Origin of the sequence: Catellatospora sp. NPDC049133, from assembly GCF_040648455.1 — a bacterium.
Classification (GTDB): Bacteria; Actinomycetota; Actinomycetes; order Mycobacteriales; family Micromonosporaceae; genus Catellatospora; species Catellatospora aurea.
This window is the reverse complement of record NZ_JBEZDT010000014.1, coordinates 99,123-114,679: the sequence shown is the minus strand read 5'-3', so window position 1 is coordinate 114,679 and position 15,557 is coordinate 99,123. Positions and strand designations below refer to the sequence as shown.

General features: G+C 71.0%; 14 protein-coding genes. 11 read left to right on the top strand and 3 right to left on the bottom strand.

Annotation, left to right across the window (positions count from 1 at the left end; all coding sequences use genetic code 11):
* Positions 1-123: 123 nt before the first annotated feature.
* Positions 124-522, bottom strand: a complete 399-nt coding sequence (locus tag AB0B35_RS18110; RefSeq protein ID WP_120321578.1) for a CBS domain-containing protein — start codon at positions 520-522, stop codon at positions 124-126.
* Positions 523-738: 216 nt separating this feature from the next.
* Between AB0B35_RS18110 and AB0B35_RS18105 the strand changes: the two genes are divergently transcribed.
* Genes AB0B35_RS18105 through AB0B35_RS18090 form a run of 4 tightly spaced genes read left to right on the top strand, consistent with a single transcriptional unit; the run spans position 739 to position 4,737 of the window.
* Positions 739-1,488, top strand: coding sequence for a phosphocholine cytidylyltransferase family protein (locus tag AB0B35_RS18105; RefSeq protein ID WP_360523746.1), 750 nt, complete (start codon positions 739-741; stop codon positions 1,486-1,488).
* Positions 1,476-2,546, top strand: coding sequence for an iron-containing alcohol dehydrogenase family protein (locus AB0B35_RS18100; protein WP_361046548.1), 1,071 nt, complete (start codon positions 1,476-1,478; stop codon positions 2,544-2,546). The genes AB0B35_RS18105 and AB0B35_RS18100 overlap by 13 nt, the downstream gene beginning before the upstream one ends.
* Positions 2,533-3,237 carry a CDP-alcohol phosphatidyltransferase family protein gene (locus tag AB0B35_RS18095; RefSeq protein ID WP_361046545.1) on the top strand — a complete coding sequence of 235 codons (705 nt, stop codon included), beginning with the start codon at positions 2,533-2,535 and terminating at the stop codon, positions 3,235-3,237. The genes AB0B35_RS18100 and AB0B35_RS18095 overlap by 14 nt, the downstream gene beginning before the upstream one ends.
* A 54-nt stretch (positions 3,238-3,291) precedes the next feature.
* A complete protein-coding gene (locus AB0B35_RS18090) occupies positions 3,292-4,737 on the top strand; it encodes an ATP-binding protein (protein ID WP_361046542.1) in 1,446 nt (481 codons plus the stop codon).
* A 145-nt stretch (positions 4,738-4,882) separates the two neighbouring features.
* Here AB0B35_RS18090 and AB0B35_RS18085 read toward each other — a convergent pair whose 3' ends face one another.
* Positions 4,883-6,040: a glycosyltransferase family 4 protein gene (locus AB0B35_RS18085; protein ID WP_361046539.1), complete on the bottom strand. Its 1,158-nt coding sequence runs from the start codon at positions 6,038-6,040 to the stop codon at positions 4,883-4,885.
* A gap of 50 nt (positions 6,041-6,090) precedes the next feature.
* Between AB0B35_RS18085 and AB0B35_RS18080 the strand changes: the two genes are divergently transcribed.
* On the top strand, positions 6,091-6,945 hold the full coding sequence (locus AB0B35_RS18080) for a DNA-formamidopyrimidine glycosylase family protein (RefSeq protein WP_361046536.1): 855 nt from the start codon (positions 6,091-6,093) through the stop codon (positions 6,943-6,945).
* Between the two features lie 237 nt (positions 6,946-7,182).
* Positions 7,183-8,721: a sugar transferase gene (locus AB0B35_RS18075; protein WP_360524157.1), complete on the top strand. Its 1,539-nt coding sequence runs from the start codon at positions 7,183-7,185 to the stop codon at positions 8,719-8,721.
* A 52-nt stretch (positions 8,722-8,773) separates the two neighbouring features.
* Here AB0B35_RS18075 and AB0B35_RS18070 read toward each other — a convergent pair whose 3' ends face one another.
* Positions 8,774-9,331 carry a Uma2 family endonuclease gene (locus AB0B35_RS18070; protein ID WP_361046534.1) on the bottom strand — a complete coding sequence of 186 codons (558 nt, stop codon included), beginning with the start codon at positions 9,329-9,331 and terminating at the stop codon, positions 8,774-8,776.
* A 195-nt stretch (positions 9,332-9,526) separates the two neighbouring features.
* Here AB0B35_RS18070 and AB0B35_RS18065 point away from each other — a divergent pair, with 195 nt between their 5' ends.
* The 5 genes from AB0B35_RS18065 (at position 9,527) to AB0B35_RS18045 (ending at position 15,523) form a co-directional block, all read left to right on the top strand.
* Entirely contained in the window at positions 9,527-10,204 is a 678-nt protein-coding gene (locus AB0B35_RS18065; protein WP_360523725.1) for a response regulator transcription factor, read from the top strand.
* A 32-nt stretch (positions 10,205-10,236) separates the two neighbouring features.
* The gene (locus tag AB0B35_RS18060; RefSeq protein WP_361046657.1) at positions 10,237-11,355 is read left to right on the top strand and encodes a HAMP domain-containing sensor histidine kinase; all 1,119 of its coding nucleotides are present in this window, start codon (positions 10,237-10,239) and stop codon (positions 11,353-11,355) included.
* Positions 11,318-13,102: a DUF4173 domain-containing protein gene (locus AB0B35_RS18055; protein WP_361046531.1), complete on the top strand. Its 1,785-nt coding sequence runs from the start codon at positions 11,318-11,320 to the stop codon at positions 13,100-13,102. Before AB0B35_RS18060 ends, AB0B35_RS18055 begins: the two co-directional genes overlap by 38 nt.
* A 67-nt stretch (positions 13,103-13,169) precedes the next feature.
* The gene (locus AB0B35_RS18050; protein ID WP_361046528.1) at positions 13,170-13,925 is read left to right on the top strand and encodes an ABC transporter ATP-binding protein; all 756 of its coding nucleotides are present in this window, start codon (positions 13,170-13,172) and stop codon (positions 13,923-13,925) included.
* On the top strand, positions 13,916-15,523 hold the full coding sequence (locus tag AB0B35_RS18045) for an ABC transporter permease (protein ID WP_361046525.1): 1,608 nt from the start codon (positions 13,916-13,918) through the stop codon (positions 15,521-15,523). The genes AB0B35_RS18050 and AB0B35_RS18045 overlap by 10 nt, the downstream gene beginning before the upstream one ends.
* Positions 15,524-15,557: the final 34 nt, after the last annotated feature.

Sequence of the window (15,557 nt, the reverse complement as noted above, 5' to 3'; positions counted from 1 at the left end):
GAACGCTCCACCCGCCCCTTCGTGTCATCCGCCATGATCACGACGAACCTTGCGGGAACCGGGGCCGATCGCCGGAAACAGGCGTGCGTCACCCGCGGTTCCCCGCAAGATCGTCAAAGGCGGTCAGACGGAGGCGGCGGCCTCGGCGCGGCGCAGCGCCCAGACGCGCATCAGGTCGCGGACCGAGATGATGCCGAGCACCTCGTCGCCGTCGAGCACGACCAGGTGACGGAACCCGCCCCGGGCCATCGCCATGGCGGCCTCTTCCAGGCTCCAGTGCGGCGCCGCGTAGACGACGTCCCAGGTGATGTGGTTGGCGCACTGCTCCACATCCGGATCGAGGCCGGAGCCGATGGCGTTGAGGACGTCGCGCTCGGTCATGATGCCGAGGCCCTCACCGTCCGGGTCTATCACGATCGCCGAGCCCACCCGGCGCATCGCCATCAGCTGGGCCGCCTGGCGCAACGTGTGCTGTGGGCCGACCATCAGGACCGGCTTGCTCATCGCCTCACGAACGTGCATTGCGTGCTGCGCCTGTGCAGCGTTAGCCATATGCAATCACCCCTTCGGAACGCAACCCCATTGAAACGCACCGTACGGACATCTTGGGCCGGGTTGTGGGCAACTCACAAGACTTGTTATAGGTCGCGGCTTGTGCTGGCTCGGCCGCCGCGCGCGGGTGCAGTAGCCTTCACCAGCGACGAAACACCTCCATAACCCCCCTCGAAGGAGCCTTTAATGATCGGGATGGTGCTGGCCGCGGGCGCTGGACGCCGGCTGCGCCCCTACACCGACACGCTGCCCAAGGCCCTGGTGCCGGTGGACGGCGAAACGACGATCTTCGACATCGCCCTGCGCAACCTGGCGAAGGTCGGGCTCACCGAGATCGTGGTCGTGGTGGGTTACCGGGCCGAGGCGGTGCAGGCCCGCCAGGCGGCCCTGGAGGAGAAGTACGGCGTCACCCTCACCCTCGTGCACAACGACAAGGCCGAGGAGTGGAACAACGCGTACTCCCTCTGGCTGGCCCGCGAGCACTTCGCCCGGGGCGTGCTGCTGGTCAACGGCGACACCGTGCACCCTGTCTCGGTCGAGCACACCCTGCTGGCCGCCGCGGAGGCCGCCGAGCACGCCGACGCGGGCATCGTGCTGGCGCTCGACGACCACAAGAAGCTGGCCGACGAGGAGATGAAAGCGATCTTCACAGCGGACGGCCGCCTGGAGAAGATCACCAAGCTGATGGACCCGGCCACCGCGCACGGCGAGTACATCGGCGCGACGCTGATCCGCCCCGAGGCCGCCGCGGCGCTGGCCGACGCGCTGCAGACCACCTTCGAGCGGGACCCGAACCTCTACTACGAGGACGGCTACCAGGAGCTCGCGAACCGGGGCGGCGTCATCCGCGGCGCGTCGATCGGGCAGATCGCCTGGGTCGAGGTCGACAACCACGACGACCTGGCCCGCGCGCGGGAGATCGCATGCCACTACTGACCCGTTCGGTGCAGACCCCGCTGAGCATCGACGTCCGGCGGGGCGCCGTCGCGGGCCTGGCCTCGCTGCTGGCCGACCGGCGCATCTCGGCCGGCGGCGACGTGGCGGTCGTGGTCGGCCCCGGTCAGGGCGAGCGGATCGTCGACCTGATCGGCCCCTCGCTGGACCGTGCCGAGTTCATCAACATCGAGGGGGGCACCCTCGAATCGGCGCTCGACCTCGGCCAGCGGCTGCGCGGGCGCAACTACGACGCGGTGGTGGGCATCGGCGGCGGCCGGACCATCGACACCACGAAGTACGCGGCCTCGCGGTACGGCATACCGATGGTCAGCGTGGCGACCAGCCTCGCCAACGACGGCATCGCCTCCCCCATCGCCACCCTCGACCACGACGGCGGACGGCCTTCCTACGGCGTGCACATCCCGCTGGCCGTGGTCGTGGACCTCGACTTCGTCGAGGCGGGACCGGACCGGCAGACCCGTTCCGGCATCGGCGAGACACTGAGCAACGTCAGCGCCATCGCCGACTGGGAACTGGCGCACCGGGTACGCGGGGAGCCGGTCGACGGACTCGCGGTCGCGATGGCCCGATCCGGGGCCGAAGCGGTGATCAACCACCCCGGCGACGCCACCGACGACGTGTTCGTGACGCTGCTCGCCGAGGCCCTGATCACCACCGGCCTGGCCATGGCCATCTGCGGCACCTCGCGCCCGTCCAGCGGCGGCTGCCACGAGATCTCGCACGCGCTCGACATCCTCCGGCCGGGCACGGCGGCGCACGGCGAGCAGTGCGGCGTCGGCGCGCTGTTCTGCACCTACCTGCGGGCGTCCGTCGACAAGGTGCACGAGGCGCGGTTCGCCCAGCTCAGCGCCTGCCTGAAGCGGCACGGGCTGCCGCGTACGCCGGCCGACCTCGGCATCAGCGACGAGGAGTTCGTCGCCGCCGTCGAGTTCGCCCCGCGCACCCGACCCGACCGGTACACCATCCTCGAACACCTCGACCTGGGCCGCGACGAGCTGGCCGACCGGGTGGCAGACTACGCGGATGCCGTCCACTGACACGCTGACCACGCCCCGTCCCCGGGTCGCCGACTTCTACGCGGTGAACCGGGGCGGCGGGCTGTTCTCCGAGGCGTTCAGCCAGCGCCTCGGCGCGGTGTTCGCGCTGGTCGCGGCCCGCACCGGGCTCAAGCCGACCCACCTCACCCTGCTCAACCTGGTCATCGGCATCGCCGTGTCGGTGGTCCTGGTGCTGCGGGCCCAGGACGGCACCGCCGCGATCACCCCGCTGTACGGGCTGCTCGCGCTGGTCGGCTGGCAGGTGGCGTACTCGCTGGACTGCGCCGACGGGCAGCTCGCCCGGGTGACGCGCCAGGGCAGTGCGGCGGGTGCCCGGATCGACATCCTGTGCGACGTGGCCTCGCAGATCCTGCTGGTCACCGCGCTGGTGGCGGTGGCCCGGCCGCCGCTGTGGCTGGGCGCGCTGTTCGCGGGCTCGTGGATGGTCAACCTCGTGACCAGCGTGCTGGCCAGCCAGGGCGACGCCAACTCGATGATGACCTCGACGTCGCTGCCGGTGCGCATCGTGAAGCTGGTGCGCGACTACGGTGCGGTCATCTTCGTGGCCGGGCTGGTGCTGACCGTCGCCCCGGCGCTGACGATCTGGTTCATCGCCGCGTTCACGGTGGTCAACTTCGGCTTCCTGCTGGCCAGCATCACCTTCACGGCCCGTACGGCACTCCGCGGCTGACTTGTTAGAACCATAGTTCTTAGAACTACACCTCTAAGAACTATGGTTCTACGTATGCTCGCGAAACCGGACAACGTCTTCGATCGCACCGCCGAGTGGGCCGCGCTGGCCCGCTTCGCCGGTTCCCCCGCTGCCAGCGCTCGATTCGGCGTGGTCAGCGGGCGGCGACGGCAGGGCAAGACGTTCCTGCTCGACGCGCTGGCGCGGGCGACCGGCGGGTTCTACTTCGCGGCGACTGAGGACACCGAACTGGAGTCGCTGCGCCGGTTCGGGCGTGCGCTGGCCGCCCGCGCCGGCACCGGCGGCGAGTTCCAGCTGCACAGCTGGGAGGACGCGCTCCGGCAGCTGTACGCCGTGGTGCCGGATGGCTTGATCATCATCGACGAGCTGCCGTACCTCCTGGCTGCCAGCCCGGCGCTTGCCTCACAACTACAGCAGGTGCTGGACCCCGGCGGGCTCGCCCGCGAGACGACGTCGAAGCTGCTGGTCTGCGGCTCGGCGATGGCCGTGATGGGGAGCCTGCTGAGCGGCAACGCCCCGTTGCGCGGCCGGGCGAGCCTGGAACTGGTGGTCCCGCCCATGGATTACCGCACCGCGGCGGAGTTCTGGGGCGTGATCGACCAGCCGGAGTTGGCCGTGCTGCTGCACAGCGTCGTCGGCGGCACCCCCGCATACCGGCACGAGTTCGTGCACTCCGACGCACCGGCAGACCTCGCCGACTTCGGCGACTGGGTAGTGCGCACGGTACTGAATCCGGCCGTGCCGCTGTTCCGCGAAGCCCGCTACCTGCTGGCCGAGGAGACCGGAGCCCGGGACACCCCGCTCTACCACGGGGTCCTGGGCGCGATCGCGCTCGGCCACAACACGCGCGGCGGCATAGCCGGATACCTGGAGCGTCCCTCGACCAACATCAGTCACCCGCTGACCGTGCTGGAGGACTGCGGGCTGGTCTCCAAGGAGCCCGACGCCTTCCGCACCGGGCGATCGACGTACCGGATCGCGGAACCGCTGATCACCTTCTACTCCGCAGTGATGCGGCGCAACTGGAGCTTCCTGGAGCGCGGCATGGCCGAACAGGCCTGGCAGGCCGGCCAGGGAACCTTCCGGTCCCAGGTCGTCGGCCCGCATTTCGAGCAACTGTGCCGGGAGTACGCCCTGCGAAACGCGGTCGCTCTGTTCGGCGGACCGCCGAGCACGGTCGCGGCGGGCACGGTCGCCGATCCGGCCACCCGGTCACAGATTCAGGTCGACGTCGCGGTGCTGGGCACCGAGGGCGGGGTGATCTCGCTCGGCGAGGCCAAGTGGCAGCAGACCATGGGCCTGCCCCACCTGGACCGGCTGCGCCGGGCCCGCGACCTGCTCGCCGCCAAGGGCCACCGGACGACCGGCACCCGCCTGGCCTGCTACGGCGGCGCGGGCTTCACACCGGACCTGCGGCGCGTCGCCGAGGCCGAGAACGTCCTGCTGGTCGACCTCCCGGCGCTCTATGCCCAACCGTGATCGCGTAGGCCGTCCACGGGCTGCAGCATCGCCTTGATCGTTCGACTTGCCGGGCACCTGTGCGTATCTTGCGACCGAATACCCACAGGTGCCTGGCAAGTCCGGCGATCATGAGCGGCGCGCCGACGGCGCGACCGGCGGACGGTCAGGGACGGCGGAGGGACTCGTAAACCGCGAGGAGTTGGCTGGTGACGACGTCCGGGTGGAAGGTGTCGAGGTAGCGGCGGCGGGCCACGTCGGTGAGGGTCGGGGCGGCCTTGAGGGCGTCAGGCAGGGCGGCGGCCCAGTCGTCGACGGTGGGCGGGACCGCGAACCCGGCGTTGTCGATCAGGTACGGGATGCCGCCGAGGTTGCTGCCGAGCACCGGCCGGCCGTTCGCCAGCGCCTCGATGATCGCGGTCGGCAGCACGTCGTGCCAGGTCGACGGCACGGCCACCATCGCCGAGGTGCGCAGCGCGGCGCGTACCCCCATCCGGTCCATCGGGCCGAGGTATTCGACGTCGGCCCGCTCTGCGGCCACCTGCTCGGCCAGGCCGCGCAGCTCGCCGTCACCGGCGATGCGCAGCCGGCCCAGCGACCCGTCGGGGTGCCGCCGCCACGCGTCCAGCAGCAGGCCGAGCCCCTTCTCCGGGGACAGCCGGGCGGCGAACAGCAGCCCGTCCCCCGCGGTGATCGGCGGCGGGCCCGGGTCCTCGACGGCGTTCGGCTTGACCGTGATCTGGCGGTCGGTGATGCCGTAGTCGCGCAGGTGCCCGGCGATGGCCTCGGTGAGCGCGATGTACCGGTCCACCGAACGCCAGGTCGAGCGGTGCACCGCCAGCGTGGTGGCCATGATCGCGCTCTGCGCGGTGGAGCCGCGGTAGCACTTGTGCTTGATCGCGGGCAGCGCGAACGCCTTGCCGCGGCACTCATGGCAGGCGTGGCCGTCGCGGAAGTACAGGCCGGGCGCGCACACCTGGCGGTAGTTGTGCACCGTCTGCACCACCGGCACGCCGTGCGCGTGGGCGGTCCGCACCACCCAGGGCGAGAGCAGAGGGTACGGGTTGTGCAGGTGCAACACGTCGGGGCGCTGCTCGCGCAGCAGCCGGGCCAGGTCCTTCTGCGCCGCCGGGGCCCAGATCGGGGAAATCGGCAGCAGCGCCTTCTGCGCGGCCGACAGCGACGGGATGTCGTCGGAACTGCGCAGGAACGGCAGCACCGTGACACCGGCCTGCTCCAGCTGCGCCATCTCAAGATCGACGATGATGTTCTCGCCCGAGGGCAGCTCGGAGCGGTACCGATTGTGGGCGACGACGACCTTCAACGGTTTCCTGCTCTCTGCTCGGCTGACCATAGAACGGTAGCGTTAGCGCCGTGCCCGAGTTGCCCGAGGTGGAGGCGCTCGCCGCGTACCTGCGTGAGCGAGCGGTCGGCCGGCGCGTCGAGCGGGTCGACGTGTCTGCGATCAGCGCCCTGAAGACGTTCGACCCGCCCCTGTCCGCGACCCATGGACTGACGATCACCGGTGCCGGCCGGCACGGCAAGTTCCTGGACATCGAGCTCGGGGACCTGCACCTGGTGATCCACCTGGCCCGCGCGGGCTGGCTGCACTACCGCGACGCGCTGCCGGACACCCTGCTCAAACCGGGCAGCGGGCCGATCGCGCTGCGGGTGCGGCTGTCCGACGGGTCGGGCTTCGACCTGACCGAGGCCGGCACCCGCAAGAAGCTCTCCGCGTATCTGGTGACCGACGTGAACCAGGTCCCCGGCATCGCCCGGCTCGGACCGGACGCGCTGGGCCTGGACCTGGCCGGGCTGACCGAGGTGCTGCGTCCCCTCAACTCCCAGATCAAGGGGGTGCTGCGGGACCAGCAGGTGCTCTCGGGGATCGGCAACGCGTACTCCGACGAGATTCTGCACGTGGCTCGGCTGTCGCCGTACGCGCGGGCGGACCGGCTGACGCCCGAACAACTGGAGAGCCTGCACAGCGCTATCCAGCAGGTGCTGACCGAGGCGTTGGAGCGCTCGGTCGGGCAGAAGGCCGCCACGCTGAAATCGGAGAAGCGGGCCGGCCTGCGGGTACACGGGCGTACCGGGCAGCCGTGCCCCGTCTGCGGCGATACGGTGCGTGAGGTGTCGTTCGCCGATTCCAGCCTGCAGTACTGCCCTACCTGCCAAACCGGTGGAAAACCGCTCGCAGATCGCCGACTTTCCAAACTCCTGCGCTAGTGTCACGCACAGCCCAGTTCGTATAGTGTCCCGGTCCTGGGGTGTTCGGACGCATCGGCAACACGGTGTCTCCGCTAACCCCGGACAAACCATGCGAGACTGAACGTTGTGGGCGACACCCGTCCTGCCGCACGTTCCGACCGCAGGGCTGCAGCACCTGCCGGCGCCACCGGGCAGGAACGTGACGCACGGGAGGACCCAGGTGAGGTGACGACGAGCCTGAAGCACCCGACCACCGTGCCCAAGCGGTCGAACGTCCCGGATTACGTAGCCGACCGATACGAGTTGCCCCCCGTGCCGAAGACCAACGGTGTCGCCCGCAACGCGTTCGCCCGGGGCACCGCGCGCCGCGCCCGCTGGCACCGGCCCTACATCCTTTGCCTGGTCATCGGCGACCTGCTCTGCGCCATGGCGGCGAGCTGGACCGCGATCTCGCAGTTCGCGAACAACCGGGTCACCTCCGGTTTCGACCAGATCGCGCAGTTCCAGCTGGTCGCGTACGGCATGATGCCGTTGATCTGGTTGCTGCTGCTCTGGGGCAACGGCGCGTACGACCGGCGGGTGATCGGTCTGGGCACCGACGAGTTCAAGCGGGTCTTCCGCGCGACCATCGCCGTCGCCGCGACCGTGTCCTTCCTCGCCTTCGGTTTCCAGAAGGCCGGCCAGGACGAGGGCCTGTCCCGCGGCACCGTCGGCTTCGTGATCATCGCCGCGATGGCGTACATCTTCGGCATGCGCCTGCTGGCCCGCCGCGCGCTGTATGTCGTGCGCCGCCGCGGCAGGCTGGCCACGTACCGGATGCTGCTGATCGGCTCGCTGCCCGAGACGCTGTTCGTGTACAAGGTCGTCTCGCGCAACCCGAAGGCCGGGCTGGTGCCCGTCGCCATCCACCTCTCCGAGCACCTGCCGGCCTCCCGGCGCGCGCAGGCCCCGGTGCCGGTGCACTACGGGCGCGACCTCGTCGATCTCGTGCACGAGCTGCGCGCCGACACCATCGCGGTGTGCGGCTCGGCCGGCGCGGAACCCGACGAGCTGCGCCGCCTCGCCTGGCAGCTGGAGGGCACCGGCATCGACCTGGTGGTCGCGCCGCAGCTCACCGACATCGCCGGACCCCGGGTGCACATCCGCCCGATCGAAGGCCTGCCGCTGCTGCACGTCGAGGAGCCCAAGCTCTCCGGCATGGCCTGGCTGGCCAAGAACTCGCTGGACCGCATCGCTGCCTTCATCGGCCTGGTGCTGCTCGCCCCGCTGCTGCTGGTGATCTCGCTGGCCATCTCGATCACCGACCGCGGCCCGGCGTTCTTCCGGCAGCTGCGGGTCGGCCACGAGGGCCGGGTGTTCAAGGTGTGGAAGTTCCGCACCATGTACACCGACGCCGAGGAGCGCAAGAGCAAGCTCGAAGCCCAGAACGAGGGCGACGGCATGCTCTTCAAGATCCGCGACGACCCGCGGGTCACGCCGGTCGGGCGCTTCCTGCGGGCCAGCTCGATCGACGAGCTGCCCCAGCTGATCAATGTGCTCAAGGGCGAGATGTCGCTGGTCGGGCCGCGCCCGCTGCCCGCCGACGACGGCGACTACCTGGGCGACGTGCGGCGCCGGCTGCTGGTGCGGCCCGGCATGACCGGCCTGTGGCAGGTCTCCGGCCGCTCCGACCTGAGCTGGGACGAGGCGGTCCGCCTGGACCTCTACTACGTCGACAACTGGTCGCTGGCGTACGACCTGAGCATCCTGTGGCGCACCGTCGGCGTCGTGCTCCGCCGCAAGGGCGCGTACTGACGAAGACCTGAAAACGGCCGGGCAGCCCGTGGGCTGCCCGGCCGTTCCCGTTTCAGGCGAAGATCACGTCCAGATCCAGCTCGTATGGAAACGGCACGGTGCCGCTCATCAAGCCGGTGCGCTTCTCCTGGATGAGGTAGCCCTTGGGGCCGGGTTGGGCCAGCACCTGGACTTCCCTGACGCTGGGCTCGACTATCCAGTACTCCGGCACGCCGACCATGGCGTATCCGGCGCGCTTGAGCACCAGGTCGGTGCTGGGATTGCTGGGCGAAACCACCTCGACGACCAGCTTCGCCGCAGTCGGTGGCAACGCCGCCACCGAACTGCTGAGCAGGTCGGCGTCGAAGATCACGAGGTCGGGGATGAAGTAGGAATTGGCGTCACGCCGTAGCACCCCGAGGTTCTCCCCGACCACAAGATGTGCGGGTGCCTGCGATTCCAGCAGCCTGCGCAGGCGATACAACGTCGCGAAGTGGGCCATGGGGGGTGGTGGGGTCACGAGCAGGGTCCCGTCGAAGATCTCGTACCGGTAGCCGTCGTCGGGAGTGTCGAGAAGGTCCTCGAACTGCCAGGCGCGCAGCGGCTGAGGCCGGAGCAGCGGATGGGTCATCGTTGTCACCCGTCCTCTCTATCGGTGCCCGTGTGACATCTCCAGAGTGCAGCACGAAGCTGCGGTGAGGAAGCTTCCCCAGGTCACATGAACGACGCCGGGCAGGCACCGCGACGCCTTCGGACCCGTCCCACGCACAAGTCCTTCACAACTGGGACTGAGGTTGCGCACAGGTGACCGCTACAGTCCCTGGTCATGAGTGAACGTCGGGTCCTGGTGGTGGAGGACGATCCCACCATCGCCGGGTCGGTGATCGCCCGGCTGCGGGCTGAGGGCTTTGCCGTCGCGCATGCCGGGACGGGGCCCGCTGCCGTGGAGGCGGCGGGGCGACTGAAGCCGGATCTGATCGTGCTGGATCTGATGCTGCCGGGGTTCGACGGGTTGGAGGTCTGCCGCCGGGTGCAGGCGCAGCGTCCGGTGCCGGTGCTCATGCTCACCGCCCGCGACGACGAGAACGACCTGCTGGTCGGGCTGGCCGTGGGCGCCGACGACTACCTGACCAAGCCGTTCTCGATGCGGGTGCTGGCCGCCCGGGTGCACGCGCTGCTGCGCCGGGCCGACCGGTCCACCGCGCCGGACGCGCCGATCAAGCTCGGCCCACTGGAGATCATCCGTTCCGAGCGCCGGGTGCGCCGGGACGGGGCCGAGGCGCACCTGACCCCGACCGAGTACGACCTGCTGGTGTACCTCGCCGAGCGGCACCGGTCGGTGCTGCCTCGGGAGCGGCTGCTGGCCGAGATCTGGGGCTGGGCCGAGGGCTACGGCACCCGCACGGTCGATTCCCACATCAAGGCGCTGCGCCGCAAGCTGGGTGCCGACCTGATTCGCACGGTGCACGGAGTCGGATACGCCCTGGAAGCCGAAACCACGTGATCGAACGCGTCCTCGACTGGCTCACCCACCCCATGTACCGGGTGCTGGGGCCGCTGATCGTGCTGTCCAACCGGGTGCTGGACCGGCTGCCCCGCCCGCTCGACCCGTTCCGGTCGATCAAGCTGAAGCTGGCCATCCTGCTCGGCATCTCGGGCGCGACCGGCCTGCTGGTGTTCTGGGGACGGCTCGGTTTCGTCAACTGGCCGGTCGCCATCTCCGCGGCCCTGGTCGGGCTGATCACGCTGCAGGTGCTGGCGCACGGCATGACCAAGCCGCTTCGCGAGATGACCGCGGCGGCGCGGGCGATGGCCCGCGGCGACTACAGCCGCCGGGTGCGCGCCACCAGCCGGGACGAGGTGGGCGAGCTGGCCCGCGCGTTCAACCTGATGGCGGCCGACCTCGCCGCCAGCGACCAGCAGCGGCGCGAGCTGATCGCGAACGTGTCGCACGAGCTGCGTACGCCGATCACCGCGCTGCACGGGGTGCTGGAGAACATCGTCGACGGGGTGAGCGAGGCCGACCCGGCGACGCTGCGCACCGCGCTGGCGCAGACCGAGCGGCTGGCCCGCCTGGTGACCGAGCTGCTGGACCTGTCGAAGGTCGACGCGGGCGCGGCGGCCCTGCGCCGGGAGCCGATGCCGGTGGCGGAGTTCCTGGCCCGGGTGGTCGAGGAGGCGAGCCTGAACGCCCCGGCGACCCGGTTCCGGCTGCACGACGTCACCCCGCACACCATCAGCGCCGACCCGGCGCGCCTGCACCAGGTGTTCGCGAACCTGCTGGAGAACGCGGCCCGGCACAGCCCGGCCGGCGGGCTGGTCACCGTCAGCGCCCGCCCGACCGGCACGCAGACCGTCTTCGAGGTGCTCGACCAGGGAGTGGGCATCGCGCCCGCCCTCCGGGAGCGGGTCTTCGAGCGTTTCACCCGGGGCAAGAGCGCCGAGTCGTCCGACGGCGGCACCGGACTCGGCCTCGCCATCGCCCGCTGGGCGGTGGAACTGCACCACGGCACGATCGCGATCGTCGACCCGCCCGGCGGGACCGGCTGCCGCGTACGCATCACCCTGCCCCAGAAGTCCATGCCTCATCAGTCGCCCGCAGAAGTCGGAGCCAACGATGTCAGACACCTCTCCGGACACCCCAGCGCAGCCTGACAGCTCACCGCCGCCCGAGTCGTCGCCGCCGTCCGCCGACGCGGGCCCGTCCGCGAGCCCGGACGCGCAGGTCACGGGGACCGAGCAGGCTCCCGCTGCGGAAACGTGGACCGCACCGGACCCCGCGCCGCCGACGGCCGAGGACAGCACCGCCGCTGTGACCAAGACGTCGGCCCCGGCCCCCGCGGCGACCGCGGTGCCCCCGCAGACGTACCCGGCCGACATGTCGCGGTTCTCGCCGCTGCCGCCGCCCCCGCCGGGCTTCCTGCAGGCGCGCTGGCAGGGGCCCGACTACGCGGGCGGGCCGGCGGCCTGGATCGCGGCGCTGGTCGGCGGCCTGGCCACCGCCATCGCGCTGCCGCTGACCCGCCCCGGCATCGGCTGGCTGCTGGTGGGCCTGGTCATGACGGGTGCGGTCTGGCACGCGGCACGGTTCGGCCCGAAGCCCGACACGGCGCTGGAGCGCTGGATCCGGGTCGGCTGGGCGGTGCTCGCCGTGGCGCTGCTGGCCGTCGGCACCTTCCGCGACGCGGGCTGGCTGTTCGTCTTCTGCGTGCTCGGCGCGATCGCGTGCGGTTCGCTGGCGGTGGCCGGCGGGCACTCGGTGCGGGCCGTCGTCGTCGGCGCGCTGGCGGTGCCGCTGGCGTTCTTCCGGGCCATCCCTTGGCTGGCCCGGGGCGCACGCGCCTGGCAGCAGACGCGGGAGAAGAGCGGCACCGCGGGCCGCGTGGTGCTGTCGCTGATCGTGACGTTCGTGCTGCTGGTGGTCTTCGGCGCGCTGTTCGCCTCGGCCGACGCCGCGTTCGCGACCCTGCTCGGCGACATCCTGCCCGAGCTGAACGCCCGCATGATCTTCCGCGGTGTGCTGTACACCGTGGTCGGCGGCCTGATCACCGCCGGCGCGATCTTCACCGTGCTGGCCCCGCCGGACCTGTCCGGCATGGAGCGCCCGGCGACGCGGCGCATCGGCCGCATCGAGGTCGCCCTGCCGCTCGGCGGCCTGGTGCTGCTGTTCGGCGCGTTCGTGGCGGTGCAGCTGCGCTTCTTCTTCGGCGACAAGGCCTACATCCAGAAGACCAGCGGACTGACCTTCTCGGAGTACGCGGTGCAGGGCTTCCGCCAGCTGCTCGTGGTGACCATGCTGACCCTGGTCGTCATCGGCCTGGTGTCGCGCTGGGCGGCGAAGGAGGCCCGCCAGGACCGGATCCTGCTGCGTACCCTGCTCGGCGCGCTGGTGCTGCTGAGCATGGTGATCGTCGGCTCCGCGGTCTGGCGCATGTGGCTCTACCAGAACACCTACGGCTGGACCCGGGAGCGGCTGTTCTTCGGCTCGGTCGAGCTCTACCTGGGCGGCGTGTTCATCCTGATCGCGCTGGCCGGGTGGAAGCTGCGGGCCTCGTGGTTCCCGCGGGCCGCGGTGGCCGGGTTCGCCGGGCTGCTGCTGTTCCTGGGCGTCGCGAACCCGGAGCACTTCATCGCGGAGCAGAACGTCGAGCGCTTCCAGAAGATCGACTTCTGGTACCTGCGGGCGCTCGGCCCGGACGCGGCACCGGCTCTCGCCGAGCTGCCGGAGCCGTACCGCAGCTGCGCACTGAGCTGGGTCATCCGCGACCTGAAGGCCGACCCGGACCAGTGGTACTCCTGGAATCTCAGCCGGGCCCAGGCCGCCGAGCTGCTGGAGGACATGTACGTCATGGGGGCCAGCCAGGCCTGCAACGAGTCCGAGCGCCTCAACGCGAAGAGGTGATCCCGCGCCTGCCCGTCGCCTCCCGCGAGGGGCGACGGGCAGGCGGCGCGCGTCTACAGTCGGACGCGTGATCGAGGACAGTGCGTTCGCCCTGCAGGGGCTCGTCAAGAGGTTCGACACCAAGGTCGCCGTGGACGGCGTGGACCTCGCCGTGCCGGCGGGCTCGTTCTTCGGCCTGCTCGGGCCGAACGGAGCCGGTAAGACCACCACCCTGTCCATGGCCGTCGGCCTGCTGCGGCCGGACGCCGGGCGGGCCCTGGTGCTCGGCCACGACGTGTGGCAGGACCCGGTCCGGGCGAAGTCGCTGATCGGCGTGATGCCCGACGGCGTACGCCTATTCGACCGGCTCGACGGCACCGAGCTGCTCACCTACCAGGGCCTGCTGCGCGGCATGGCGCCTGACGTCATCGACGCGCGGGTCACCGAACTGCTGGACGTGCTGGCGCTGACCGACGCCGGGCGCACCCTGGTCATCGACTACTCGGCCGGCATGAAGAAGAAGATCGCGCTGGCCTGCGCGCTGCTGCACGCGCCCCGGCTGCTGGTGCTCGATGAGCCGTTCGAGGCCGTCGACCCCGTCAGCGGCGCGGCCATCCGCGACATCCTCACCCGCTACGTCGCCGGCGGCGGCACCGTCATCTTCTCCAGCCACGTGCTGGAGGTGGTGGAGCGGCTGTGCACCCACGTCGCGATCATGGCGAACGGCCGGATCAGCACGGTCGGCGCCCTCGACGAGGTACGCGATGGGCGCTCCCTGGAGGAGGCCTTCGTCGCGGTGGTCGGCGGGCGCACTTCGACCGGCTCGGAGCTGTCATGGCTCTGACCTTCGCCCGGCTGAAGCTGCGCGTGCTGCGCAACGGCTTCCGCGGCCGCCCCGGCAAAATCGCTCTGTTCGTGATCGGCCTGCTCTGTGCGCTGTTCTACGGCACCATGGCGGCGCTGTTCTTCCTGGTCCCGTACCTGCCGAACGGGCCGGACTGGGCGGCGGTGGTCCCTGCGCTCGGCGGGACGGTGCTGGTGCTCGGCTGGATCCTGATGCCGCTGGTCTGGTTCGGTGTCGACGAGACCCTGGAGCCCGGCCGCTTCGCGCTGCTGCCGGTGCCCCGGGCCACGCTGCTGCGCGGGCTGCTGGTCGCCGCACTGCTGGGGGTGCCCGCGTTCGGCACCCTGCTGGCGACCTCCGGGCTGGCCATCGGCGCGGGCATCGCCGGGGGCCCGCTGCCCGCGGTGGCCGCCGCCGTCGGCGTGCTGCTCGGACTGCTGCTGTGTGTGGTGGTGAGCCGAGCCGTGACCAGCGGGTTCTCCCGCGCGCTGCGGTCGCGGCGGACCCGCGACCTGGCCGCGGTGGTGCTCGCCGTGCTCGCCGCGTCGCTGGGCCCGCTGCAGTTCCTGCTCACCTCGGGCGCGCAGCAGGTCGGCACGCAGCGCCTGGCCGCCCTCGCCGACGTGCTCGGCTGGACCCCGCTGGCAGCGCCGTACGTGGTGGGCCTGGACGCGGTGCAGGGACGCTGGGCGGCGGTCGCGGCGCGGCTGGCCGTGACCGCCGTGACGATCCTGCTGCTGGCGTGGTGGTGGTCGCGTTCGCTGGAGTCGGCGATGCTCGGCACGGCCGGGGGTGGCGAGGTCCGGGTGCGGGCGGCCACCGGAGCCCCGGTCGCCCGGTTCTTCGGGCGGAGCCGGCAGCCACGCACCGCTTACGGCGCGATGGTGGTCCGCGAGCTGCGCTACTGGGTACGCGACGTGCGGCGGCGGGCCAGCCTTATCACGTTCGCGGTGATCGGGGTGTTCCTGCCGGTCGTCATGAACCTCGGCCCGGGCGCCGGTGGCAACGTCGTCGCGCAGAGCGTGAACGGCGGTTCCATGGTGCTGGTCGGCGCGCTGGCCGGGCTCGGCATCGCGAACCAGTTCGGCTACGACGGCACCGCGTACGCGATGCACGTGGTGTCCGGGGTGTCGGGCCGGCTGGAGCTGCGGGCCAGGACGGTGGCGTACTCCTGGTACATCGTGCCGCTGCTGCTCGGCCTCGCCGTGCTCAACGCGGTGCTGCGCGGGGACCTGCTGCTGCTCCCGGTCATGGTCGGCACCCTGTTCGCCGCGTACGGCACCGGGCTGGCCTGCGCGATGCACGTGTCGGTGTGGGCGGCGTACTCGCTGCCGGAGAACCAGAACCCGTTCGCGATCAACACGGGCACCGGTGTCGCGAAGAGCTTCCTGGCGATGGCGGCGTGGCTGGCGGGCATGGCGCTGGCGCTGCCGGTGCTGCTGCTGGTGCTGCTCGGCGGGTCGGTCGGGGCGGTGCTCGCACTGCCGGTCGGGCTGGCGTACGCGGCCGGTGCGATCTGGCTCGGGCTGCTCACCGCCGGTGACATCCTCGACCACCGGCAACCTGAGCTGCTGGCGGCGATCACCCCCCGGACATGAAGGGTTCACCTACGAATCGTCGGCCGGTGGCGCA